General features: G+C 51.5%; 25 protein-coding genes. 11 read left to right on the top strand and 14 right to left on the bottom strand.

What is annotated here, in order from left to right; translation table 11 throughout:
- The 3 genes from PPL9_RS06925 to PPL9_RS06935 form a co-directional block, all read right to left on the bottom strand.
- The coding region (locus tag PPL9_RS06925) for a hypothetical protein (protein ID WP_208989222.1) at positions 1-1990 on the bottom strand (1990 nt) is incomplete at its 3' end.
- A 22-nt stretch (positions 1991-2012) separates the two neighbouring features.
- Positions 2013-2438 (bottom strand): hypothetical protein, encoded by a 426-nt coding sequence (locus PPL9_RS06930; RefSeq protein WP_208989223.1) that lies wholly within the window; start codon positions 2436-2438, stop codon positions 2013-2015.
- Between the two features lie 241 nt (positions 2439-2679).
- Complete coding sequence (locus PPL9_RS06935) at positions 2680-3093, bottom strand: putative quinol monooxygenase (RefSeq protein ID WP_057462000.1); 414 nt, start codon at positions 3091-3093, stop codon at positions 2680-2682.
- Between the two features lie 130 nt (positions 3094-3223).
- Here PPL9_RS06935 and PPL9_RS06940 point away from each other — a divergent pair, with 130 nt between their 5' ends.
- Together PPL9_RS06940 and PPL9_RS06945 are read left to right on the top strand one after the other, a co-directional pair.
- The gene (locus PPL9_RS06940; RefSeq protein ID WP_057462001.1) at positions 3224-3769 is read left to right on the top strand and encodes a TetR family transcriptional regulator; all 546 of its coding nucleotides are present in this window, start codon (positions 3224-3226) and stop codon (positions 3767-3769) included.
- Positions 3770-3865: 96 nt separating this feature from the next.
- Complete coding sequence (locus PPL9_RS06945; protein ID WP_057462002.1) at positions 3866-4378, top strand: DUF2938 domain-containing protein; 513 nt, start codon at positions 3866-3868, stop codon at positions 4376-4378.
- Between the two features lie 127 nt (positions 4379-4505).
- On the opposite strand, the gene PPL9_RS06950 is transcribed toward PPL9_RS06945, so the two are convergent.
- On the bottom strand, positions 4506-4973 hold the full coding sequence (locus PPL9_RS06950; RefSeq protein ID WP_057462003.1) for a MarR family winged helix-turn-helix transcriptional regulator: 468 nt from the start codon (positions 4971-4973) through the stop codon (positions 4506-4508).
- Positions 4966-6072, bottom strand: a complete 1107-nt coding sequence (locus PPL9_RS06955) for a hypothetical protein (RefSeq protein ID WP_057462004.1) — start codon at positions 6070-6072, stop codon at positions 4966-4968. The genes PPL9_RS06950 and PPL9_RS06955 overlap by 8 nt, the downstream gene beginning before the upstream one ends.
- A gap of 194 nt (positions 6073-6266) precedes the next feature.
- Between PPL9_RS06955 and PPL9_RS06965 the strand changes: the two genes are divergently transcribed.
- Complete coding sequence (locus PPL9_RS06965) at positions 6267-7076, top strand: metallophosphoesterase family protein (RefSeq protein WP_244273361.1); 810 nt, start codon at positions 6267-6269, stop codon at positions 7074-7076.
- Positions 7077-7615: 539 nt separating this feature from the next.
- Positions 7616-7957 carry a hypothetical protein gene (locus PPL9_RS06970; RefSeq protein WP_057462007.1) on the top strand — a complete coding sequence of 114 codons (342 nt, stop codon included), beginning with the start codon at positions 7616-7618 and terminating at the stop codon, positions 7955-7957.
- Between the two features lie 90 nt (positions 7958-8047).
- Here the strand turns inward: PPL9_RS06970 and PPL9_RS06975 are convergent, their stop codons facing one another.
- Together PPL9_RS06975 and PPL9_RS06980 are read right to left on the bottom strand one after the other, a co-directional pair.
- Entirely contained in the window at positions 8048-8335 is a 288-nt protein-coding gene (locus PPL9_RS06975; protein ID WP_057462008.1) for a GIY-YIG nuclease family protein, read from the bottom strand.
- A 247-nt stretch (positions 8336-8582) separates the two neighbouring features.
- Positions 8583-9440, bottom strand: a complete 858-nt coding sequence (locus PPL9_RS06980; RefSeq protein ID WP_152986615.1) for a hypothetical protein — start codon at positions 9438-9440, stop codon at positions 8583-8585.
- 323 nt (positions 9441-9763) lie between these two features.
- On the opposite strand from PPL9_RS06980, the gene PPL9_RS06985 reads away from it, so the two are divergent.
- Together PPL9_RS06985 and PPL9_RS06990 are read left to right on the top strand one after the other, a co-directional pair.
- A complete protein-coding gene (locus PPL9_RS06985; protein WP_057462010.1) occupies positions 9764-10762 on the top strand; it encodes a hypothetical protein in 999 nt (332 codons plus the stop codon).
- Positions 10763-10765: 3 nt separating this feature from the next.
- The gene (locus PPL9_RS06990) at positions 10766-11800 is read left to right on the top strand and encodes a peptidoglycan -binding protein (RefSeq protein ID WP_057462011.1); all 1035 of its coding nucleotides are present in this window, start codon (positions 10766-10768) and stop codon (positions 11798-11800) included.
- A gap of 354 nt (positions 11801-12154) precedes the next feature.
- Here the strand turns inward: PPL9_RS06990 and PPL9_RS06995 are convergent, their stop codons facing one another.
- Positions 12155-13264, bottom strand: coding sequence for an NADH:flavin oxidoreductase (locus PPL9_RS06995; RefSeq protein ID WP_057462012.1), 1110 nt, complete (start codon positions 13262-13264; stop codon positions 12155-12157).
- Positions 13265-13604: 340 nt separating this feature from the next.
- Here PPL9_RS06995 and PPL9_RS07000 point away from each other — a divergent pair, with 340 nt between their 5' ends.
- Positions 13605-14264 carry a substrate binding domain-containing protein gene (locus tag PPL9_RS07000; protein ID WP_244273362.1) on the top strand — a complete coding sequence of 220 codons (660 nt, stop codon included), beginning with the start codon at positions 13605-13607 and terminating at the stop codon, positions 14262-14264.
- Positions 14265-14450: 186 nt separating this feature from the next.
- Entirely contained in the window at positions 14451-14630 is a 180-nt protein-coding gene (locus PPL9_RS07005; RefSeq protein ID WP_057462014.1) for a hypothetical protein, read from the top strand.
- An 81-nt stretch (positions 14631-14711) separates the two neighbouring features.
- On the opposite strand, the gene PPL9_RS07010 is transcribed toward PPL9_RS07005, so the two are convergent.
- From PPL9_RS07010 to PPL9_RS07020, 3 genes are all read right to left on the bottom strand, one after another.
- The gene (locus PPL9_RS07010; RefSeq protein WP_057462015.1) at positions 14712-15251 is read right to left on the bottom strand and encodes a hypothetical protein; all 540 of its coding nucleotides are present in this window, start codon (positions 15249-15251) and stop codon (positions 14712-14714) included.
- 355 nt (positions 15252-15606) lie between these two features.
- Entirely contained in the window at positions 15607-16326 is a 720-nt protein-coding gene (locus PPL9_RS07015; RefSeq protein ID WP_057462016.1) for a cell cycle transcriptional regulator TrcR, read from the bottom strand.
- 185 nt (positions 16327-16511) lie between these two features.
- A complete protein-coding gene (locus PPL9_RS07020; protein WP_057462017.1) occupies positions 16512-17519 on the bottom strand; it encodes an NAD(P)H-quinone oxidoreductase in 1008 nt (335 codons plus the stop codon).
- A 163-nt stretch (positions 17520-17682) separates the two neighbouring features.
- On the opposite strand from PPL9_RS07020, the gene PPL9_RS07025 reads away from it, so the two are divergent.
- Positions 17683-17877 (top strand): DUF1192 domain-containing protein, encoded by a 195-nt coding sequence (locus PPL9_RS07025; RefSeq protein WP_057462018.1) that lies wholly within the window; start codon positions 17683-17685, stop codon positions 17875-17877.
- A 443-nt stretch (positions 17878-18320) separates the two neighbouring features.
- Positions 18321-18845, top strand: coding sequence for a DUF1465 family protein (locus PPL9_RS07030; protein ID WP_057462019.1), 525 nt, complete (start codon positions 18321-18323; stop codon positions 18843-18845).
- A gap of 117 nt (positions 18846-18962) precedes the next feature.
- Here PPL9_RS07030 and rpmE read toward each other — a convergent pair whose 3' ends face one another.
- Entirely contained in the window at positions 18963-19187 is a 225-nt protein-coding gene (rpmE, locus tag PPL9_RS07035) for a 50S ribosomal protein L31 (protein ID WP_008551475.1), read from the bottom strand.
- 262 nt (positions 19188-19449) lie between these two features.
- On the opposite strand from rpmE, the gene PPL9_RS07040 reads away from it, so the two are divergent.
- Positions 19450-21252, top strand: a complete 1803-nt coding sequence (locus tag PPL9_RS07040; RefSeq protein WP_208989224.1) for an ABC transporter transmembrane domain-containing protein — start codon at positions 19450-19452, stop codon at positions 21250-21252.
- A gap of 99 nt (positions 21253-21351) precedes the next feature.
- On the opposite strand, the gene PPL9_RS07045 is transcribed toward PPL9_RS07040, so the two are convergent.
- Positions 21352-22143 (bottom strand): SDR family NAD(P)-dependent oxidoreductase, encoded by a 792-nt coding sequence (locus tag PPL9_RS07045; protein WP_057462020.1) that lies wholly within the window; start codon positions 22141-22143, stop codon positions 21352-21354.
- Positions 22144-22245: 102 nt separating this feature from the next.
- A partial coding sequence (locus PPL9_RS07050; RefSeq protein WP_057462021.1) for a propionyl-CoA synthetase occupies positions 22246-24050 on the bottom strand: 1805 nt, incomplete at its 5' end.

The raw sequence follows: 24050 nt of genomic DNA on the forward strand, positions 1-24050 counted from the left end.
TCAGCGCAGCAAACCCAAGCCCGTCAACTGCAGACAAAACAGCCTTACCAATCTTGGTATTTCGCGCCTTGGACTGGTTGTTCGCGATGGTCTTCGTAATCATCGCCAACTCCGCATCACGCGGCTGAGAAACCTTTCGCGAACCGTCCAGACTGGAAACCGGCATCTCCTGCCGCTCAGAGAACAAGCGATGCAGAGCCTGCGCTTTCTTCCCGGTCTGATGATGCTTAAAGGCTCGAATGGCCGTGACACTGGCATCATAGGCCGACAGACCAACAGCGAGCACACCAACGCCTGCACCAACAGTGCCAGCGGCATAGCCTAACCCGGTCGTGACCAGAGAAATCCCCTCAACATTAGAGGAAAGCGCTCTTTCCGCTATCGCCATGCCATCAGCGACCATGGCAAGTCCCCACACTTCAGCAGAGAAAATATTCACATGCATCTGTTTGTGGTAGTCATCCCGCATGGCCTTCGCCAACTCGGCGTTCTTGCCGTAATTGGCAACAAGTCCGGTCAACGCTTTGTGGGCCCGATCAGCCTCTCGCATCTTCATCTTAAGCGCGCCCTCAAGATGATCTAGACCGCCTTTCAAATGCGCGCTGTCACTGGTGGAACTCTCACCGTAATGCAGCGCCACTTCATTGCGCAAAGCGGTCAGACACTCAGTCTCTCCAGCAGTTCCCTTCTCAGCTTTGACGTAAGCCTCCAAAGCAGCGGTCGCACGCGGCGATAATTCAGGAAACACCCCGCGCAGAGCAACACCAAGCCCCCTCTGAGAAACCTTGCCTGCTTTGACCGCCTGGGCCAACGTATCCAACAATGTCAGAGGAGAACCACCGCCCTTCTGCACATCCTTGACCATGCGGGACAACGCAGCCACTTCAGCAATGTCCTTTTGCGCCCCAATAAACTGGGACCCTTCAGAGTGAAAGGTATCCAGCGCTGCATTTGCGGCATTCATGCTGGTGTAAGCAGAGCGTGCAGAGATCAGACTCTGGATCGCCCCCAAAGCATAATAGAAGCTGGTGAACCCAAAGCGGCCATAGGCAACGCCGTCCGTTATCGGGATTTCACCACGAAAAATCTCTGCTCGGCCATTCACAGCACCGTTGATCAGCGGCGTGACATTGTGAGGAAACTTGCCCAGAACGTTCCTCACAAGCCCCTCTGTCTGCACGCCTTCAACAACGGCGCCCCGCGCAGTTACACGAGAGGGATGATACCCGGCGTCCTTGTCCTGCCCACCCGCAACCTCAGAAAGCTGCTTGGTCCGGACCTCATTCCATTCGCTCTGGCTGGCACGCAGCTGCGACTGCGCCCTGCCACCACCAAGCGCACGATCAAGCGCGGGTTGTCTGTCCTCAATGTGGCGCTGCAAATCTTCAACGACTGGACGCAGAACCCGCACAGTCTGCCGGTTCGGCGTCGCGCCTCGTGCAACCCTTTTGAAGTGATCGACCAGAGTTTGTTTGGTCTCAGCCTGTTCAGGGTCAGAGAACGACACAGCCCCCAACTGCTTATGAAGGTCTGCAGCCCGCTCTTTCGTCAGCAAGCTCGGGTCTTTCGCAAAGGCCTGCAGCTCCTGTAGCATCCGGTTCTCAGCACCTACACCAGCAACCTTGTCACCAAACCGGGCCGTCTGGCCCAGATAATCACGCTGAACAGGCTGAAGTTTAAGGCGAGCATCCAGCAGCGCTCGCTCCATGGAGGAGATACCTTGCCCTGCTTCTGACCGTGCATTTTGCCCGGACACGCCAGAAGCAGGAACACGCCGGGGCTGAAAACTTGCCAGAGAAACCCTGCTCTGCTGTTGAGGCGCCCGCCGCTCATGCCCACCAGCAACAGGCACTGCACAAAGCCGGTAAGGCATCCGCGCAGACTGAGTATTGGACCGCGCCCTTTCCGGCCTAACCCCTGTTTGCTCGGAAGCCTGACTAACATTTGAACTGGCCGTGCTGACCTGCGTTGATATTCCGGTATTCCTCATCGTGGCGTCCCTCCCAAACCACTCAGACCAAAATATGCTCTGAGGACCACTGGCTTTCTGCGTCTCCGGCGTTGACCAGCGAATGGCGCAGCTGCAATGCCTCACCAATAAAGCTCTTCAAAGCCTCCATCAGGTGTTCAACCGGGTCAGTCATTTGCAAAAGGAGGTGGTGCCGCACAGCGTATCGCTGCTGAGCATCGAGTATCAGGCCACAGGACGTCAGTTGGCCCACACGAGCCAACAGAGTTTTCAGTTGAGGCATCTCCAGATCATTTTCTGGAAAGACATCAGCTTCCAGCTGCACCTCATAGCGCCGTTCCTGAAACCGCGCCGAAATCAATGTCGTAAGATGATGCTCCTCAGAGTGAAGGGCAACTTGCCCCGCAGTATTCGGCGCCAGAGCAGGCAATTGAAGCCCCGCCGCCAAACCATCAAATAGGTCTTGCAATTCCGTTTCCTGACATCGCTCCAAAATGCTCTCCCAAACAACTGCATGAAGCAAAAGCGAACAGAACAAACGTAAAGAAGCACCTAAGTGCCAAGTGTATCGAAGAGCACAACCAAACGACGAAATTGATATTTTATTTCCCTAAAATTGGAATCATTAAAAGAAAATAACCTAAACTCGAAAGCTCTGGATCAGCTTAAACCTCAATCCTGCGTGCAAGCTAATCCAGATGGCCTGCCAGTTAGTTGGGAAACGGCAGTTCTTTGCTGACCTCAAAAACTTTCGCCGTCATGCCTTTTGACTTTAACGAGCTAAGTTCTGCCTGAAACGCCGCCATATGTGGCGTTTGGAAGTGCGGAATAAGAGCATCCATACTCTCCCACATTTCATAGATTCTCAGGATATTCGGATTGGTCGCATCCAGAGAAGACTTGTAGGAAATACATCCAGCCTCTTCAGCAGTAGCCGCATCCATCTCCTGAACAGCAGCAAGTTTTTGCTGGATCTGATTGTCTTCAAACTCAACTTCAACAGTGACAATAATCATAGCTCTATCCTTCTGTTCCAATTTCTGTGCGGCTGCGAAAACATGACCTGGCACCATGCCAGTCACGATGCTTGCAGCCAGTGCCTGCAATACGGCGCGTCTTTCCATTCTCGATGTCCTCTTCAGCTCCAAAGCTTTGCATGCCCATGTAGGAAGCGTTCTTCCGTAAATTACAAAATGACATTTTTCGTATTTTTGTAATTCTTGACAAAATGACATTTTTTGTCAAGATGCCGCCATGGAAAATTTGCGAGAGAAGATTCTGGAAGCCGCCGTGCGGGCCTTCATGCGCTTTGGCGTAAACCGCACCCGCATGCACGACATCGCGTCAGAGGCAGGCGTTGCGCGCCAGACAGTCTATTCAAACTACAAGAACAAAAACGAAATCCTGTGCGCCTCCATCAGGCACTTTTCTAACCAGTCTCTGGCAGTCGTGCTGAAGGAATGGTCCGCTCTGGAAGCTTTGGAGGACAAACTAAGCGCCTACTACAAGCACTCCATCATCCCATCCTTCAAGATCATCACCGCATCTCCTGATGCAAGAGACATGATCGGTGGGTTCAATGCGGAAGGCAAAGCGGCCACACTGGAAGCACAAGCGACCAACATCACCGCCTGTGCTGAAATGCTGGCGCACTATAGCTTTCAGGGACACAGCGCTGAGCAACTCGCAGAATATCTGGTGCTTTCCTCACTTGGAATTCGCGATCACGCGCGGGATGAAACCCAGCTTCTCACCCTCCTGAACACCCAAAAGGCAGGCTTACTAGCACTGTTAACCTGAGAAATATTATCCATCAAAATCTAGAGAATTCTCTTGACCTCAAGTCGACTTGAAGTGGCACGGTGCCGCCAACTCCCTATCAGGAAAGGTAAAACCGTGCACACAACAAGTCTTTTGATCAATGCTGCTCTGCTTGGCATTGGCGCAACAATTTTCATGGATCTGGTCGCCTGGGTCCGGCTTCGGTTTTTCGCTATTCCAGCTCTGGATTACCGACTGGTTGGCCGTTGGATGCTAAGCATGTTGCGCGGGCGTTTCCAGCATCAGAACATCATGCAGAGCCCTCCACAGCCGTTTGAACGCTCCATCGGTTGGATCGCTCATTACGTCATCGGTGCTGTATTTGCGCTCGTTTTGCTTGCTCTGACCGGACCAAACTGGCTTCAAAATCCAACCATCCTGATGCCGTTCTTAATTGGCCTGCTTTCAGTGGGGTTCCCCTTCTTCTTCATGCAGCCTGCCTTCGGTTTTGGAGTTGCCGCCTCCAAAACACCAGCCCCGACAATCGCAAGAATAAGAAGTCTTATCGCCCATCTTTCATTTGGGTTAGGCCTTTACTTCACCGGGCTTTGCCTCAGCCTATTGCTGGTAAAAGGAGCAACATCTTAGAGCGCGTTCCTGAAAAACGACTCCGATTTTCGGATAAGAATACGCAAAAACAAAGAGTTAGAGATTGTTGCGTGACTACATATGAACGCAACACACTCCAAGACACGAAGAGCAGCAACACCTACTGCTACTTCTCCTCATCCCGCAACTGGTCAATCACCGCACGAAATTCACTTATGCCCGGCAAGAAGGCAGAGACCTGCTCAGGTGGAAACCGCTCGGCCAGCTTGTGAAACAGCGGCTCCAGCTGCTGCACAGCATCATCACGAAACTGCCGCCCCTCTGGTGTCAGCCACACCCGCTTGGAGCGCCCGTCATCCGGGTTGGGGCGCAGCTCCACAAAGCCGTGCTTTTCCAACCCGCTCAGCGTATGCGTCATGGTTGTTTTCGCAACCTGAAACGACCGGGCCAGTTCCAGCGGAGTGGCCCCATCAAATCCGCGGCTCAAATGGCTGGTCACTCCGAAATGCGAAACCAGAAGGCCTTTTGGCAGCCGCGCTTCCAAAAACGCAGAGCCGATCTGGTTTATAATCCCCACCTCAACAAACATAGAAAAGTAGGGCGTCAGATCTTGGGAGGGGGTATCGTCAGACATTCGGTACTCGTGTTTCCAAAGGCCAGCGCGGGCTGGGATCAATTTTGGGACCATACCCCAATCGTGCAAGCATTTGAACAGTCTCACCCGGACCGGCCAGCATTTCGTGCACCGCAGAATAATGCTCTGCCATTTCAGGAAACTCCTGCAGTGCCTGACTAACCGGCTGCATGGAAAGGCCTAATCCAGTAGCTGCCAGTTGCAACCTGATCCAATCATACCCTGCTTTAATCTGATCGACCCGCGAATTGCCCGGACTGGTGACCACCGCATACGTCTGTGTCGCGTTCATCGCCTCCCGGATCATATCCCGTCCCTGCTGAAAGCTTGAGCTGGTCTGATCTGCCTGATCTTCGCGGCTCAACATCCCAGCCAGCATCAGGCTCTCCAAAAACGGACCACTCAGCGCAATGCCATCCGGGTTCGCTTCAATCTCGGCTTTACCAAACCGCATCAGATCAACGCTTTCCATCATCACACGTTGCGTTGTCAGTTCAACATCCATCGCGTTCCACGTCAGCTTCCGCAGGGCCGCAACCTCAGCCTTGCTGCTTTTGATCGTGGCATAGTCAGCCAAAACCGCCTGCGCTTCTGCTGAAACAGACATATCCTTATAGGCGTTACGGTTGGTGTGCCGCTCAAAAACATGCGCAAACAACGGATCAGGCGTGCCCCCCTTGGCAAAGTAAGCCGTTGCAACGGGCCCATCTTCTCCCAGTGGAAACAGCTCCATCTGCAAATCGTACCCATCTTCCGCCGCAGCCATGCGCAACAGTTCCAGAAAACACCCCATGCCAACGGTCAACTGGCGGTCAAGCGGATCAGTCTCTGGCAGGTTCAACCTCTTGTCACGGTAAATGGCCAGCATGTTACTTCCGCGCAGCTCAGCCACCCACGGCTGACGGTTATGAGGGTTGGGCGCAAGCAAAGCGTAGGACAGCGCCTTCATCCGCGGCTCAGTGTAAGCGCCCGCAGTCTCCCAGGGAGCCAGCGCCCGCGTTGGACGACGGGTCGCCAGAAATGCACCAGCCGAGGCAGTCGCTGCCACAACCACACCACCACCCATAAGGCCAATCATCTTGCGTCTGGAAAGGTTCATCGTTCAAATCCATTTAGTGCGATATCGAACTATAAACATAACACCACACACAAAACAAGTGCGATATCGAACTATTCTCATTGAACCAATTTTCAACACCCATCAACTTGCCCACTTCCCACAGCCCCAAAGCCAACAAATTGAGGCTGTGGGTTTGCTCCTCATTCGTTTTCTTAAAGTAGATTGGACCACCAGTGACCGCGACACAGACAAGCATTTGGAACGGGACGACCATGCAAAACACCCATCCAACTCTTCCGGAAGGGACACGCGTTTATGCGACGGGAGACATTCACGGCAGGCTCGACCTACTGGAAGTCATGGGCAAAGCCATTGAGAGCGACCTGAAAAACCGCCCGATCACGGACCCAGTCTCCATCTTCCTTGGTGATTACATCGATCGCGGCCCGGACAGTCAGGGCGTCATCGATTTCCTTGTCGATCACCACCACCGCACCCCGCGCCAGGTCTGTCTGAAAGGCAATCACGAAGCCTCGCTTCTGGAGTTTCTGCAAGATGCAGGCACGCTTTACCATTGGGAGGATCTGGGCGGCACAGAAACCCTGCTCTCCTACGGCCTTTCCATTCACGATCTCATGGGCTCGGCAGGTGCGGAAAGCGTGCAGACCATCTTTAAGGAAAACCTCTCCAAGCTACACGAAACGTTCTTTGAGTCCCTGCCCCTCCACTACCAGTGCGGAGACTACTTGTTCGTCCACGCAGGCATCCGCCCAGACGTACCGCTGGAAGACCAACGCGCTGAGGAACTCATGTGGATCCGCGGCCCTTTCCTCGACTTTCAAGAGGACTTCGGCGTCTTCGTCGTCCACGGCCACACCCCGGTCGAACACATCGACCGCCGCTCCAACCGGCTCGACGTAGACACCGAAGCCTACGCCTCAGGCCGCCTCACCTGCGCGGTGCTGGAAGGCACGGACATGAAGTTCATCACCGCCACCACCGACGGCTGGGACCTATTCGACTTCATCCCCACCCACAAGTAGCCCCCCATAACAAAGCACTGGCCTGCGGAAGGATGACAGCTCCGCAGACCAGCAGGACACCCATTGAGGGCTGAGCAAGGGTGTATATGCATATCGCCGAAAAGTGACATCCGGTTTTCAGGCAAAGATACGCAAAAACAAAGACTAAAGCAGTTTAGGTATTTCAACTTAAATGCGAACTGCTTTAGGGCACGCTGCCATCTCACGCAAACGCAGTGCGACGCTGGAACCAGAGCGGTACGGTTAAACCTTCAACTGCGCCTCACGGTGTCATCCCGGCCCTCGAGCCGGGACCTATACCCACACGAGCCAAGTTACTTGTGTTTTGATCCAATCACACAATCCATTTTTACACACGAAGCTGTCTCTACATTGCTCTTTGAGACAATCGTGAAAGCAACAGAAATATGCAAAAAATTACCGCATTAGTTACATGCAGCCTTCTCTTGGTTGGATGCAGTGAGACTGCCAAGCAAAATGTTAAATCTTCATTCAGAGACGCAATTTTGGGACCACAACCGGGAATACCCATTTCACAATTGTATGATCCAATTGAGGGTGTAAAGCAGCACAAACTGCGCCATTCAGTGAAGCACAATGGTTTGCGCGTGCGCTACACATCAATCAAAGACGAAAAAATTGGGTTGGCAATAAAAGGCGGTCCAGACAATGCTGGAACGCTTGAGAAGGCCGCCAGGTTTGCAATCGACAAAGCTTGTAAGGACAAAGGATATACGACTGGCGTAATCCATGCAGCAGATAGCAAGATCCAAACCTACCCGCATGGGCGACCTTACAGACCAACATTCGATGCAGAAACCGGCAACACGTTCTATACAGGCCGGTGCATGACGTTCCAGTTCTTCGATCAAAAGACGTAAGCGACTTGGAGCTGCGCAGATAAGCCATTGGCAGCTCCCCACGCTATCATCCTAGGCGAAGACTCGGGACCCATATCCCCAAGCCTTCGCTTAGTGATTGAACCGCAAGTACAAATCATCCCACTTCGGGTTCAGACCCTCAATCGCATCAATTTTCCAAATCCGGCGCCACCGCTTCACTTGCTTCTCCCGGCGTATCGCGTCATTCACATCCCTGAACTGCTCAAAATAAACCAGCTTCGAAACATCATATTTCGCGGTAAAGCGACACCTAACCTTGCTCTTATGCTCGTAAACCCGACGCACAAGATCATTCGTCACACCAGTATAAAGCACTCCACGCGGCTTACTCGCCAATATGTACATGAAGTAAGACATGGAAGCAGTTTGACCATCACAACACGTCCCCACAATCACCCAAACACACCATCACCATTTGAGTGACCACCTCATAGATCCCGACTCAATGGCCGGGAAGACACTGGTGTTCGCCACTACCGCCAACATGACCAATCTGCCTCATGCCCACCAACAGCGCCACCCCACAGGTGTCATCCTGGGCGAAGCACAGCGAAGACCCGGGGCCCATGGTGATAAACTGCGGCTAAAAATCTACAAACGCCTTTTAATGTGACATTTGTAAAGCCAACATCTCATCAAAAATGGGATCAAGCTCACGGACCAAAGCCTCTGCTCCTTTTTCAGTTGAGAGTTCCTCCTTGGTGAAGATTTTTGTTTCTTCAATTTTGTAAATCTCAATACGGTCTATATGAATTTCCAAGTTGGCAGTTGGAGCAAGTTGCAAGTAAGTTGGCTCTACTATATTGCCCCAACTTTCTTTATATGGTGAGTAAATTGCCAATGAGATTCTTTTCTGTGTATCTCCAAGAAAACTAGAAACAAGAACTCCCTTCTTTCCAAAAAACCGGTTTCTGTCTTCTTCATATATATTTTTTATTTCTCTTACTACATCAGCACTCTCAAGTACTTTCAATTTCTTTGTAAATTGATAAATCATAAGATCTAAAACTTGATACAAGAACAGAGAGTATTCCCTTCTCGCTTGTTCTAAGCGCGAACTTTGCTCTGCCTCATACTCACTTCTATCTAATCGATACTTCTCTGCTTTCTTAAGCAGGCTATCAACATCTGTTCCGGTGAATCGTGTAGACAATATTCTATCAAGGCCCTCTTTTCGCACATCACTTAAATACTGAATGAGCTGGTCTGGATTTGCTGCGAGCTCAGCGGTTTTCCGAACAAGATCATTCGTTTTCTTACTCAAATCAGTATTTTCTCTTGTGAGCTCAAGATTTCTCTGTCCCAGTTTTTTGGTGTCAGCTGTCAATTCTATATTTTTTTGAGAGGTTTGTTCTGCTTTCTGATTGTATCTTGCAGTCTCAATTATCGACCCTGCAGTTGCAACCGCAAGCAAAATAGCAGCGACAATACTAAACCAATTCCATACGGATAAGTACTCCATACACAGTAACCTTTTTACCAGCTCGAAAAGATCTGTCTCTATTATCTTCAGCTCAGAATAGTACATACGATAGGAGTAGATCTCAATAACACCTCTCTGCCCACCCCACCATGACCACATCCCGCCCAAAACACGGCAGCACGCGCACAAAAATGCGACTTATTTAAAAACTTACGCTTTTCTTGCCCAATCCCAGCGATTTGCGGTTTCCTATTAACCGGAAATCGCGTTATCTAAAGACATCATTAACTTTAAAGCGGGTTCTGCTTGATTGGTCTGACCAGACAAAGAGAAGCCGCTTTGCTTTAGATGTACGCAGGATAATGGCACGCGACTACGATCCCTACAGTCTGTCGAGCCCACAGGTTTACCTGTGGCGCATGATTATTTTTCTGGTTCTGGCAGGCTTCATCGCCTTTGTCCTGATCGGGCAAATCACCGCAGCCTTCATGGCAAACCCCGCATTGAACGGCCTGATCGTAGGCGTCGCAGCACTGGGTATACTTCTGTCTTTCAGGCAGGTCCTGCGAATTTTCCCGGAAGTATCATGGGTTAACGGCTTCCGCCTCGGCGATCCACGCCTTGAGGTACGCCGTCCGCCTATCCTTCTGGCGCCAATGGCAACTCTGCTTGGCAACAAAGCAGGCGACATGACCATCTCGCCAACCACCATGCGCTCTATGCTCGATTCCATCGGCATGCGCTTGGATGAATCCCGCGAGATCTCACGTTACCTCACCCGCTTGCTCATTTTCCTCGGTCTGGTCGGTACCTTCTGGGGGCTGATGCAAACCGTGAGCGCCGTGGCAACCACCGTCAGCACGCTGAATGCAGCAGGCGGCGATGCCAACGTGCTGTTTGAAGATCTGGTCTCCGGCATCACCGCACAGATGACCGGCCTCGGCATCGCGTTCTCCTCCTCCTTGCTTGGTCTGACCGGTTCCCTCGTTCTGGGCTTCCTCGACTTGCAGGCAGGACAGGCCCAAAACCGCTTCTATCAGGAGCTGGAAGACTGGCTCTCCACCCTGACGGATATCGATCCGGACGAACTGGGCAACGGCACATCTGCCGATATGGCTGCGGACCTGCGCATCACGCTCGACAAGCTGCGCAAATCCATGGAAACAAAAGGCGCTGAGCCGGATGAAAATTCCAACGCCGCCATGAGCAAACTGGCAGAAGGCATTCAGGGCCTCGTCCAGCATGTGCGCTCCGAGCAGAAGATGATGCGCGAATGGGCCGAGGCCCAGTCCATGCAACAGCGCCGGATTGAACGCTTCCTGAAAACGCTCACCGCAGAGGTAGAGCGGGAGAAGGAATAAAGCATGGCTGGTGTACGCACACGCAGGTCTCAAAACAACTCAGAGGATTACTGGCCGGGTTTCGTGGACGCCATGTCCGCACTCCTGCTGGTGTTCATCTTCCTGCTCTCCATCTTCATGATTGCGCAGTTCTTCCTCAGCCAGCAGCTGTCTGGCCGGGATAAGGTGCTCAACCGCCTCAACCAGCAAATCGCAGAGCTCACAGAGCTGCTGGCGCTGGAAAAGGCGAGTGTTGGAGATCTGGAATCCACCATTTCCTCCCTGCAACTGGGTCTGGATCAGACTGCTGAAGAACGGGATCGTCTTCAGGGCCTGCTCAACGAGCGCTCCGGCCAGATTGACGAGGCAGGTGGCGCACTGGCATCCTTGCGCGCAAAGCTGGAAGGCGAACAGCAGATCAGCGACAAGGCTCTGGCACAGGTAGAACTGCTCAACCAGCAGATCAGCGCCCTGCGCCGCCAGATCGCCGTACTGGAAGACGCACTGGACGCCTCAGAAACACGCGACAGAGAAAGCCAGACCCGCATTGCGGACCTTGGCAAGCGGCTCAACGTCGCCCTCGCCCAGCGGGTGCAGGAACTCTCACGCTACCGCTCAGACTTCTTTGGCCGCCTGCGCGAAATCCTCGCCCAGCGTTCTGATATTGAAGTTGTTGGCGACCGCTTTGTGTTCCAGTCCGAGGTGCTGTTCTCCTCCGGTGATGACGAGGTCAACCCGCAAGGCAAAAACCAGCTGGATATCCTCGCAAGCGCCATTTTGGAACTTGAGGGACAAATCCCATCAGAGATCAACTGGGTCCTGCGCGTGGATGGCCACACAGATGCCCGCCCCCTCTCCGGCACAGGCCGCCTGCGCGACAACTGGGAACTCTCAGCCGCCCGCGCAATCTCGGTGGTCAAATACCTCATCGCCAGAGGCGTGGAACCAGACCGCCTGGTCGCCGCCGGCTTCGGCGAGTTCCAGCCCCTCGAAGAAGGCACCACCAATGAGGCCAACGCCAAAAACCGCCGCATCGAGCTAAAACTCACACAGCGGTAGAGGGCGATAAAACTTGATAATGAAGCAGGCGTTTGAGCATCCCTCAAGCGCCTGTTTTTTTGTGCTCGTGGAAATAGGTTATATTGAGCAAAACTGCTGCCCCTCAGGGCCACTGAACAACTGATGTGCGAATAACGCCGACATTCGCTGCATCCTAATAGTTCTGCTACGCAAGATGAAACTGTAACGTAGAAGGCCTAAGCGGTCATCCAAGTACTTCTCACTGAGGTTGAAACAGGCACACCCAAAGGCTTTTACAGTCACCCTTATGAGAGATCTGGAATTACCCAACTGACCACAAGGAACTGACGGCACCCCTCTTGTGGAGAGATACCGTAAAGAGAATGTTCTAAACTAGATTTCGGCACAGGCAGAAAAGTAAGCATTCGCTGTCTCTAGATCAGCCAGAGGCGTGAACATTTCAAAATCAAACGGACGCCGTGCTTCGTTCTTTTGCACTTTCACAGGCCAATTCTGCGTAACAAGCGCGTCTTTACCAATCGCCACAAAATCACACTCATCTTGCAGGATCATTTTTTGTGCGATTGCAGGATCACCCAGGCCGCCATTCGCTATGACAGGTAAACCGGTAAGATTTTTTGCATGTGCAGCTAAAGACGCTCCATGTTGAAATGCCGAGGCCTGAGCAGCAAATTCTGTAGTGTGCACGAAATCAGCACCACTCGCTTCCACCGCCTCGAAGATAACCTTAGCGTCGTCTTCTTGTCCTGCCCATTTGTGCTCGAAGTCGTTGACCTTGCTCTGTGATAGACGTACGCCAACCGTAAAGTCGCCCCCGACAGCATCACGAACAGCTTCTAGAACCTCGCATGTCAGTCGTGCGCGTTCAAACATGCCTTGGCCGTATTGGTCACCACGCTGGTTTGCGTAATCGGTTAGGAACTGATCCAAAAGATAGCCGTTGGCACTGTGAATCTCGACCCCATCTGCACCAGCTTCCTGAGCACGTTTAGCCGAGTCTGCAAAACCGCAAATTGCAGTCTTAATCTCAGAAACCGTCATTTCGGAAGGGGTAGGATACATACCAGAACCCCGATAAAACTCCATTTGATGACCTTTAGGCTGTACGGGGGAAGGGCCACGTGTCTCATTAGAGAAACGATTAAATTGAGACAGGGCACCAGCATGCATTAATTGCATAACTATTTTTGCGCCTGTTGCCTTCACGCCTTTGATTAACTCAGCCCATCTTGCAGCTTGCGTTTTATCAGTGATCCCCGGCTGGAACTCGTATCCCTGACTAAAGTGTTGGTCAGTGTAGACACCCTCGGTAATGATTGCTCCAAAGCCCCCCATGCCAAATCTCTCATAATACGGCTGCATAAGAGGGCCAACGCAGCCTGAAGCACTTGCACTGACGCGCGTCATTGGAGCGACAAGAGTTCGGTTGCGTAGCTCTAGCTTCCCAAGTTTTGCGCTTTCGAATAACTGAGAGTAGGTCATGGTATCTCCGTTTGCTGGTAGTCAATCGGGTATACCTCTTCCTGCTAGTATGTTAATTGGATGCAATGACTAATCACCTTTTCCAATTCGTTATATAATGACAAGCGAGAACCTATCAGATCTACTCGGTATTTTTCGGGTTGTTGTTGACTCTGGAAGCTTTTCAGCTGCCGGACGCATTCTCAATATCTCACCTGCCTGGGTTGCCAAGCAGGTTACCCGGTTAGAGGCTGTTTTAGGCGCTAGCTTATTGATCCGATCAACCCGTGCTTTGCGTCTTACAGACGCCGGGCAGGAATGCTACCGAACCGCAAGTATTGTTGCTGATGAGCTGACATGGTTGAAGGACAAGCTTTGTGCAGACTCGAAGGCCATTACGGGCGTTGTACGGCTCAATGTGCCCTCAATAATTGCTCAAGATGTTATAGCTGAGCACATTTCTGAGTTTCAGATGAAATATCCGAGCATAAAACTGGACATAGTTGTATCTGATAGCTTTTCTGATGTCTTGAATGAGGATGTAGATATCATTTTTAGGGTCTCCAGAGCCCTTGAAGACAGCACAGCTGTTACACAGCAAGTTTCGTTTGTGCCACGAGTACTTTGCGCCTCAAAAGACTACCTTTCCCGTACTCCAAAAATTGAAACAAGCCATGACGTGAAAGGCCATAAAGCTCTTGTGTTCGATAGCCCTCAGAGTTCTTCTGAGTGGTTTTTGCGCTGTCGCGAGGGGCAGGAGTGGATTGCGCCAAACGTCGTGCTGCGTGCCAATAATAGTTTTGTTTTAAAACGAGCAGCGATCAGCGGCGCGGGTATCGCTTTTCTGCCTAAAGTGATTGTAGAAAGTGAACTAAGAACTGGTCAGCTGATCCATTTAGACCAAATAGAAGATGCTGACCCCTTTAAATTGTTCTTACTGCGCGCGCCCAGAAAACATCTTCCCAAGCGTGTTCAAATTGCATGGCGCTTTTTTGCCCAAGCTTGCAAAGACAAAACATAATGGGTGTAGCGCAGCAGTTGTAATGGAATGGAATGGCTGCCTCACCTACAACACTCTCAGGTCAAATTGACTTGTTTATCCCTTAAGTACTGACGTCACACACTCATTGATCGTTTTTGTACTAGCACCATAAGCACGACAATGCTTTATGTTAGCTTCAACACAATGATAAGGTAGACTAAATCAATGGCAGATCGTTTTGAACGCCACCGCCAAGCATGGACCCCCGAGGAAATTCGGAAGCTGCATTTGCTGGCGACAAAGGGGATGAGTTTAAAGGCCATAGCCAAAGCTCTCACGCGTTCTGAAGAATCCACCAAGAATCGAGCGAAGCAAGAAAAACTGAAGATCTCAAAAGCCCGCTGATTTCTTACGCTCAGGCTTTCACAAAAGATACTTTCTTGCCAGCCTCCGCCTAATTGATACTCAAAGCCCACCTCACCGCACTCACGGACACTTTCTACCCTCAATCCGGCTATCACACACCTTCACACCGGACAGATAACGCGACCACTTCACAATCTCCGCCTTACCCACCTTTGAGCGCCAGGACTTGATGGTGAAGTAGGTACTGTCATTACCCAGAATAACCTTGGTCAACACTGTCTCACTTTTAGAAGCCGGTGTGGTGGTGCAGCTGGTATGGAAGAGGCCAAACTCGTAGCCATTCTCACGCCCCTTTCTCACGAGGCGCCCATCTTGCTGCTTGCAGATAGGACTCTTCACCTGCGTATATTGCTTCTCCAGTACCTTCATCGGTACTCGCCGGGAAAAGTGAATCTGAACGGTCACCATATCCTTCCAGTTCTTCAGAGATTGTCCGCGAGGGATCATCTCAGAAACCAGCAGACCATTCTTGTTTTGTGAAAAGGCGACCTTGTAGCCCTCAGGCATCCCCACCAGAAGGTTTTCGTTCTTCAGGTCAGAGGCAAACGACAAACCGCTCGCAATAAGCAATGCAAATACAGCACCAAGCAATCTACGCATAACAGCAACTATCCAATCAATCAGGAAATGAAGTGATGCTACATCATAGCCTCAAACCTCAACAAGGGGAGTAACTTCCCTGATGGAGGAGGCCAGCGTTCAGCCAACGAATGTACGCCATCCCGACCTGTATAGCGCAATCAACACAGCAACGCAGTCAGAACGTTAAAAACGCAGAATAACGCAAAGGTTCACATAGCAACGCAAACACGAAAAAAGCCGCTCCCCAGCAGGCAGCGGCTTTTCATGTTATCCAACAAAGGCAGGGCAAGCTCTTTTAGAGTTATGCCCCTTCCAAGCGCGTTCCATTTGATTGAGTCCAATCAAATGATAAGAATTCGCGCTAAAGACGCTCTTAGCGCTCGTCTTCGTCCTCATCACTGTCACCAGTGGATTTGAAGTTCGCGAACACAGCATCTGCATCCACGGCTTCTTCAACTTCACGGGTCTTCGGCGCAGGTGTCGCAAACGCAGCAGCCATTGCTTCTTCGCTTGTTGTTTCATCAACAGGCAGAAGGGATTGCGGCTCTTCACCTTCAATCGGTTTCGGAGCGTTCTTCGCAGCTTTCTCAACTTCGATGTCCAGCTCAATCTGAGAACTCAAACCCAGAGTGACCGGATCCATCGGATCAAGATGCGCAGAGTTCCAATGCGTTCTCGTACGAATTGCTTCAATCGTCGGCTTGGTTGTGCCAACAAGACGCATGATCTGAGCATCAAGCAGCTCAGGATGGTAACGTACAAGCCACAAAATTGCGTTCGGGCGATCCTGACGACGCGAAACAGGGGTGTAACGAGGCCCTTTGCGCTTGTTCTCAGGAACACGCACTTTGGACTCGAAAATCTGCATACGGTAGCGCGGATCGTTCGACGCTTTTTCAATTTCGTCACGGGTCAGCTGGCCTGCCAGAACAGGGTCCATACCCTTGATGCCCTGAGCAGCTTCACCATCAGCGATCGCTTTCACTTCAAGCGGATGCAGCTTACAAAACGCAGCAATCTGATCAAAGCCAAGAGCGGTGTTATCTACCAACCATACGGCTGTTGCCTTTGGCATAAGCGGCGCGTTGGACATTGTATAAATCCCTCCTGAGTGCTCCACAGCCTAATCAAAGGTGGCGAAGCCGAATTCCATAAGAGTTTTTGGGAAACTTGAGCGCACTATACGCTCACATTTTCCCAAAAGCAAACCAGATCAACACGGGCCTCCACCATCTTTAGGAAACCTGTGAGAATTCAAAACCGGCCTATGCACTTTCCCTAGGCAACCTTGAGGATGATCTTTCCGATATGGCCGGAACCTTCCATCCTGTCATGCGCGGCCTTTACATCGCTGATATCAAAGACCTTATCCAAAACCACCTTGACCCGGCTGGTTTCCAGCAATGGCCAGACCTTCTCACGAAGAGCATCAGCGATCTGACCTTTATATGCGTTGGTCCGTGGCCGCAGTGTTGAACCGGTGTGCGTCAGCCGCTTCATCATTAATCGGCTAAAGTTGACATTTTCCGAAGGCCCATGAAGCGTCGCAATCTGGCAGATGCGCCCGTCAACTGCTGCAACAATCCAGTTCTTCTCAACGTAATCACCGCCAACCATATCAAGGATCACTTCAACCCCCTGCTTAGCTGTGATGTTACCAATCTCTTTCACAAAATCGGTCGTCCGATAGTTGATCACATAGTCCGCTCCAAGCTCGCGAACCGCCTGAGCTTTTTCATCAGACCCGACCGTTGTAAACACCTCAGCGCCGAAGGCCTTTGCCAATTGAATGGCTGTTGTCCCAATCCCGGAAGACCCGCCATGAACAAGGAACTTCTCACCAGACTGAAGCCCCAAACGGTCAAACACATTGGACCACACCGTAAAGAAAGTCTCCGGAACGCCGGCAGCTTCCTCCATAGATATCCCCGCCGGCACGTGCAGAACATGAGCAGCAGGCGCAACACAATACTGCGCATACCCACCACCCGGTGTCAGCGCACAAACCCGCTCCCCTAAGCTGTGAGAAGCAACACCTTCTCCCAACTCCACAATTTCACCAGAGACTTCCAATCCCAGCAAAGGAGAAGCCCCGGGAGGTGGCGGATATGCTCCCGTCCGCTGAATGACATCCGGACGATTGACGCCCGCAGCATGAACCTTGATCAGAACCTCACCCACACCAGGCCTGGGTACATCAACCTCTGCAATTTCAAGAACTTCCGAACCCCCGACGCCATTCATAACAACGGCTTTCATTTGTGCTGAACGATCATCTACTGTCATAAGCTGCCTCGATTTTTGCAAATAGCGAAACTGCTGCTTGCTCACCTTCTCAATTAGGTAAAGAATAGTAGCCAACAAGTGCCCGTCTACCCCACCAAAGGTGAATTCTCGCTTTTTTGATACCGAGAATACACCAAGGCAAACACAAGGAGTACATAACGCTATGGGTTTATTCGATGATGATGACACACCTCGCCCAGCAACCTCCGGGGTAATGGTGGGAGAGCCCCTCACGAACCTCTCAATCCACGAATTAAATGAGCGTCTTGAGCAGCTTAAGGCAGAGATCGTGCGCGTTGAGAATGAGATCGAAACAAAATCAAGCGCCAACTCATCAGCCGAAAGCTTTTTTAAGTAATCAAACAAAGCTTAAAACAAAAACTTATTCAAATTCATATAAATGCAAGCTACAAATTGCAAATAAATGAATTGGATACTTATAGTTTACGTATCGTTAACCATTTTAAATTAGAACTTAGTTATTCCAGTTGATCTGGAACCAGAGTGAACATTCACTCTGCTTGACGCCTCCCTGTTAAAACACCTCAGAGCCGCACCGATGCGGCTCTTTTTTTCTGCTCAGGCAACACCCTGCCCCGGTTTAATCACTCTATTCACAACCATGAGTTGGCACGGGCTTTGCTCCGCTCAGATTGAAGTAAGATCTCTTGCTCCATTTCGAGACAGTTTTATTCTTTCCAAAAGGCTCACTTCAATTTTCGAGCCGTAATTGTTTCAGACTGGGATTTTAAAGGACGCGAGTGAGAGAAACCTAACGCAGTTATTGAAGGGATTTTTAAGATGGGTGAATTCAAAACTGAAACAGGGCCAGAGAACACCTTCAACTTTGCGCAACGGCTCATGTCCTCCCAAAACTTCACGGAGCTTTTCCGCGAAGGGATGGGCCTTATTGAAGACACTGCATCCTATCTTGATGGTCCGGGCAGGAAACAGAGCAAAGCTCTTGGCTCCGCCGCGTCTCTCGCCTACGCAACCGAGTCCATGCGCCTCACCACCCGCCTCATGCAGATGGCCTCCTGGCTTCTGCTGCAACGGGCAGTAAATGACGGTGAGATTGTACAAGCAGAAGCTCAGAATGAGAAAAACAAGATCCGCGTCGATAATGCAACCAAGGAAATGCAGAACCCGGCCTGGCCAGACCTGCCTGAAACACTTCGCACCCTGATCGAGACCTCATTCCACCTGCAAAGACGCATCAAGCACGTCGATAGCATGCTCAAGGAGGAGCTCCTGCGCGAGCAAGCGGCAAACACCTCCAATCCAGTGGGTGATCAGCTCTCTCAAATCACAGCAGCGTTTAAATAGCCTGATAAGTTTCGCTAGCGTCAAACTCCGCTAGCAACCCTGCGCACTCCTCAAACGCGCACAAAAAAACCCGAAGCAAACGCTTCGGGTTTTTTAATTTCGCAAACTTCAGAGCAATTATTTGCCCAGGAAGCCACCAAACTTGTTGGTGAAGCGGGACACGCGACCGCCACGGTCCATGAGCTGACGGTCACCACCAGTCCATGCTGGGTGGGAGCTCGGATCGATGTCGAGCTGCAGGGTGTCACCTTCTTTACCGTAAGTAGAACGGGTGGTGAATTCGGAACCATCAACGAGCTTTACAGTGATGGTGTGGTAATCTGGATGAATGTCCTGTTTCATGACTAAACTGTCCTGTCAGCAACGGCTGAGCCGCCTCAATCAAAAGATGGGCTTAGGGCTGGCCTGAAGCATCGGTAGAAAGAAGCCGCACTTTTCCAAGAACGGCACAATTGTGAAGGGGTCTATACCCCATCCAAACCGAGGAAACAAGAGGGTACAGCCCGCAGAAAACCAGAGAAAGCGCTTGCAATTAAAACTATCGGGACACATCTACTGCATCATACGATAAACTTAAATGATTTCGCAGATATCCGGGGGTGGCATGAGCCAGCGGGACTCAAACAATCGGGAAAAGACCTTGCGTCCACTCGCAACACTTTTCCCTTATCTTTTAAGGCACAAAGCCCGTCTGGTTCTGGCAACCTTTGCTCTGCTGGCGGCATCTGGCCTCACTTTGGTACTGCCAATTGCCGTCCGCTACATGGTTGACTACGGTTTTACCGGCGACAACCCCAACTTGATTGACGATTATTTCATTGTCATTATTTTTGTAATCGCGCTACTCGCCCTCACCAGCTCTCTTCGTTACTACATGGTCATGATGATTGGTGAGCGAGTCGTAGCGGACTTACGCTCTGACGTGTTCCGTCACCTCACTTATTTATCCCCCTCATTCTACGACAAAACAAAATCCGGTGAGATCATTTCGCGCCTGACAGCCGATACAACCCTCATTCAGTCAGCATTCGGAGCCAGCGCATCTATTGCTCTTCGACACTTGCTGATGTTCGCTGGTTCGACGACCCTGATGGTCATCACCAGCCCGCGCCTCTCCTTGTTTGTGCTGCTTGCGATCCCACTCATTGTCTTGCCTCTGCTTGGCTTTGGCCGTGCGGTTCGCAACAGAACCAGCCATGCGCAATCCACTCTGGCAAACGCAATTGCTTATGCAACAGAAGCACTTGGTTCCATTCGCACACTGCAGGCTTTCACCAATGAAAAGAGCGTTTCAGATCGCTTTGCAGGAGATATCGAGACAACCTATGAAGTTGCTCTCATTGCCACCCGCGCTCGCGCATTCCTGATTGCTACAATCATCCTGATCATCGCCTCAAGCATTGTGGCAGTACTCTGGGTCGGCGCACTGGACGTGATTGATGGCCGTATGAGTGGCGGTCAGCTCACACAGTTCCTCATCTATTCCATCATTGCTGCCGGGGCTATGAGCGAACTCTCCCAGGTATGGGGCGAACTGGCAAAAGCCGCTGGCGCAGCAGACCGCATTACAGGTCTGCTGCATGTTCCATCCGAAATCAATGCACCTGCCAATCCAGTCACTCTCCCCTCTCCTGCCATTGGCGAGCTCGAGTTTGATGATGTCGACTTCCATTACCCAACAGCAAAAGAAGCTGGCGTTCTGGAGGGCTTGAACCTCTCCGTCAAGAAGGGCGAAACAGTTGCTATTGTCGGCCCAAGTGGCGCAGGCAAGTCCACACTGTTCCAGCTCTTGATGCGATATTACGATCCAGTTGCAGGTAAAATCACACTCGACGGCATCGAACTGAACTCTGCTGATCCACGAGATTTACGCGAGCACATCGCTCTGGTCCCTCAGGACACCGCTATTTTCGGCAGCTCAATTGCAGAAAACATCGCATTTGGCAAAGAGGTCGCGTCCAGAGAGCAAATTGTTGAAGCTGCGAAGTTCGCGTTGGCTGATGACTTCATCAACAACATGAAAAACGGCTATGACACACTCATTGGCGAGCGTGGGGTAACTCTCTCAGGAGGCCAACGACAGCGCATCGCGATCGCTCGTGCCATTCTGAAAGACGCCCCTGTTTTGCTGCTGGACGAAGCCACCAGCGCACTGGATGCCGAAAGCGAGACCATTGTCCAAAAAGCCCTCGATAAGCTTATGGAAGGCCGGACCACACTGATTATCGCACACCGTCTGGCAACGGTCCTCAAAGCAGATCGTATCGTTGTGATGGACGGTGGGAAGATCGTGGAAGAAGGCACCCACGACACACTGGTCGCTCAGAACGGCCTTTATGCAAAACTCGCCAGAATGCAGTTTGAGATTGGAGCAGAAGCGCTCAACTCTCAGGAAAAAGCAAGCTAGCACGCACTCCAGAAAAGCGTATCTGGCTTTCAGACAAAACACTCATAAAAAAAGCCGCGCTTTCATCAAGCGCGGCTTTTTCAATTCTATCTGAGAAGCTTACTCAGGCTCACTCACATCCACTGTATAGTTCAGCGGCATGCGCGCACCATCAGCAAAAATGGTCTGCCCGGAAACATAGCTTGCATCTTCTGAAGCGAGGAACGCAGCAATGCTGGCCACTTCAGCAGGTTGTCCCAAACGACCAAGCGGCGTCCGGGAAAGAACCGTTTCCATCTTGCTCGCATCCTGCACAACGCTCTTGAGCATCTGTGTCTCAATGGAACCAGGCCCAATACCGTTGACACGAATGCCGTGCTTTGCCAACGCCACAGCCGAAACATGCGTCAGCTGGTTCAAGCCACCCTTGGAGATCGTATAAGGAACCTGATCAGGGATCGCCAAAACACTGTTTACGGAGCTGATATTGATGATTGAGCCAGCAGAACCGCCCTCTTCAACTTTCTCGACCATATGCCGTGCAACAGCTTGAGAGCACAGGAATGCACCCTTCAAGTTGACACGTAGAACCCGGTCAAAATCGTCTTCAGAAAGCTGCAGAAAATCACCAGCTGCTGTAATGCCAGCGTTATTAACCAGCACATCAATGTCGCCAAACTCATCCAGAGTGTTTGCAACCATATTGCGCACATCAAGGCGAACGCTGACGTCGCAATGGCAAAACGCCACATGCCCAAACTCGGAAAGAGCTTCCTGAGCCGCTTCACCGGCCCGCTCATCGGAGTCGGAGATCATGACTTTGGCGCCATCTTGCAAAAAACGCTGCGCAATAGCGTAACCGATGCCTTGAGCGCCACCGGTTACAATCGCAACTTTCTTCTCTAGTTTCACTTTGAAGATACCTCTGGCAATGCCGAAATTTCGCCGACCATAATCTCAAAGCCTAAACATGTCGATGCACTTCTCCAGTAAAACTGCTTAGTTCCTCTGAATTTAGCTAACAGATGCCACCCCACGAACAGAGATCGCTTCAGCAATTTCCTCGAGAATAGCAGGGTCATCAATTGTTGCTGGCATCTTGAACTCTTCACCATCTGCAATCTTCCGCATGGTCGCTCGGAGGATCTTGCCAGACCGTGTTTTGGGAAGGCGCTCAACGGTAATCGCCAGCTTAAAGGCAGCAACAGGACCAACCTTTTCACGCACCAGAGCAACCAGCTCTTTCTCAATCACAGCAGTTTGTTTTTCAACGCCACTCTTCAAAACGACAAAACCACATGGCAACTGGCCCTTGAGATTGTCGGCAATCCCGATCACGGCACACTCAGCCACATCCGGGTGTTCAGAAAGAACTTCCTCCATGCCACCGGTAGACAAGCGGTGCCCAGCCACGTTGATGATGTCATCGGTACGAGCCATGATGAAGAGATAGCCGTCATCATCCATAAGACCAGCATCTGCCGTCTTGTAATAGCCGGGGAACTCTGTGAGATACGCTTCCTTGAACCGATCATCAGCATTCCAAAGCGTTGGCAGCGATCCCGGTGGCATCGGTAGCTTCACAACAATGTTGCCAAGTTCACCCGCTCCAAGCGCATTCCCCTCATCATCAAGCACGCGCATATCATATCCCGGCATTGGGACAGTGGAACTGCCCAACTTGATAGGCAGCTTACCCAGGCCAAGAGGGTTACCAGCGATGCACCAGCCAGTCTCTGTCTGCCACCAATGATCGATGACAGGTACGCCGAGCAGGTTTTCTGCCCATAAAATTGTATCCGGATCAGCTCGCTCTCCTGCAAGGAATAGCGACCGCAGGCCAGCAATGCTGTACTTCGCCAGCTCTTTACCTTCCGGATCTTCTTTCTTGATCGCCCGGAAAGCCGTCGGCGCGGTAAACAACGAAACCACGGAATGCTCTGAGATCACCCGCCAGAATGCACCAGCATCGGGTGTTCCAACCGGCTTACCTTCATAAAGAATAGTCGCGGCCCCATGAAGCAGCGGCGCATAAACGATGTAAGAGTGACCAACCACCCAGCCCACATCAGACGCAGCCCAGAACACTTCGCCCGGATCAATACCGTAGAGGTTTTCCATGGACCACTTGAGCGCAACCATATGCCCGCCATTGTCACGCACCACGCCTTTCGGCTGTCCGGTCGTACCAGAAGTGTAGAGCACGTAAAGTGGATCAGTCGCAGCAACAGAAACACATTCAGTGGTCATCTTCTCGGCCACCGCAGTCTCCATCAGCGCGCCCAGATCAAAGTCACGGCCTTCAATGAGGCCAGCAACCTTTTGCTCGCGTTGCTGAATAAAGCAGAAATCAGGTTTATGGGAGGACAGTTCAATGGCGCGGTCCAGCAGCGGCTTATATTCAACCACACGCCCCGGCTCGATGCCACAGGACGCGCTGATGATAGCCTGAGGCTTACAATCCTCGATACGAACAGCAAGCTCTTGAGCCGCAAAACCGCCAAATACAACAGAGTGGATCGCACCAAGCCGTGCGCAGGCGAGCATTGCAAACGTCGCTTCAGGGATCATGGGCATATAGATCAGCACCATAGAGCCTTTTTCAACGCCCTTTTCACGCAGCAGCGCTGCCATAGCTCCCACTTGCTCTTGCACATCAAGATACGTGTAGGTGCGCTTCTCACCAGTAACAGCACTGTCGTAGATGATCGCTGGCTGTCCCGGGCGGCCATGCTCTACGTGGCGATCAACACAGTTGTAGCAGGTGTTGCACTCACCGCCGACAAACCATCGTCCATATGTGCCTTGCGAAGCATCGA

Source organism: Pseudovibrio sp. POLY-S9 (assembly GCF_001431305.1).
Lineage (GTDB): Bacteria > Pseudomonadota > Alphaproteobacteria > Rhizobiales > Stappiaceae > Pseudovibrio.

Excerpts from the sequence above, each read along its gene's own strand:
- PPL9_RS06935 (WP_057462000.1), bottom strand. The coding sequence starts at position 3,093 with ATGGAAAGACGCGCCGTATTGCAGGCACTGGCTGCAAGCATCGTGACT.
- PPL9_RS06940 (WP_057462001.1), top strand. The coding sequence starts at position 3,224 with ATGGAAAATTTGCGAGAGAAGATTCTGGAAGCCGCCGTGCGGGCCTTC.
- PPL9_RS06950 (WP_057462003.1), bottom strand. The coding sequence starts at position 4,973 with ATGTCTGACGATACCCCCTCCCAAGATCTGACGCCCTACTTTTCTATG.
- PPL9_RS06955 (WP_057462004.1), bottom strand. The coding sequence starts at position 6,072 with ATGAACCTTTCCAGACGCAAGATGATTGGCCTTATGGGTGGTGGTGTG.
- PPL9_RS06975 (WP_057462008.1), bottom strand. The coding sequence starts at position 8,335 with ATGTCTTACTTCATGTACATATTGGCGAGTAAGCCGCGTGGAGTGCTT.
- PPL9_RS06980 (WP_152986615.1), bottom strand. The coding sequence starts at position 9,440 with ATGGAGTACTTATCCGTATGGAATTGGTTTAGTATTGTCGCTGCTATT.
- PPL9_RS06985 (WP_057462010.1), top strand. The coding sequence starts at position 9,764 with ATGGCACGCGACTACGATCCCTACAGTCTGTCGAGCCCACAGGTTTAC.
- PPL9_RS06990 (WP_057462011.1), top strand. The coding sequence starts at position 10,766 with ATGGCTGGTGTACGCACACGCAGGTCTCAAAACAACTCAGAGGATTAC.
- PPL9_RS06995 (WP_057462012.1), bottom strand. The coding sequence starts at position 13,264 with ATGACCTACTCTCAGTTATTCGAAAGCGCAAAACTTGGGAAGCTAGAG.
- PPL9_RS07005 (WP_057462014.1), top strand. The coding sequence starts at position 14,451 with ATGGCAGATCGTTTTGAACGCCACCGCCAAGCATGGACCCCCGAGGAA.
- PPL9_RS07010 (WP_057462015.1), bottom strand. The coding sequence starts at position 15,251 with ATGCGTAGATTGCTTGGTGCTGTATTTGCATTGCTTATTGCGAGCGGT.
- PPL9_RS07015 (WP_057462016.1), bottom strand. The coding sequence starts at position 16,326 with ATGTCCAACGCGCCGCTTATGCCAAAGGCAACAGCCGTATGGTTGGTA.
- PPL9_RS07020 (WP_057462017.1), bottom strand. The coding sequence starts at position 17,519 with ATGACAGTAGATGATCGTTCAGCACAAATGAAAGCCGTTGTTATGAAT.
- PPL9_RS07025 (WP_057462018.1), top strand. The coding sequence starts at position 17,683 with ATGGGTTTATTCGATGATGATGACACACCTCGCCCAGCAACCTCCGGG.
- PPL9_RS07030 (WP_057462019.1), top strand. The coding sequence starts at position 18,321 with ATGGGTGAATTCAAAACTGAAACAGGGCCAGAGAACACCTTCAACTTT.
- rpmE (WP_008551475.1), bottom strand. The coding sequence starts at position 19,187 with ATGAAACAGGACATTCATCCAGATTACCACACCATCACTGTAAAGCTC.
- PPL9_RS07040 (WP_208989224.1), top strand. The coding sequence starts at position 19,450 with ATGAGCCAGCGGGACTCAAACAATCGGGAAAAGACCTTGCGTCCACTC.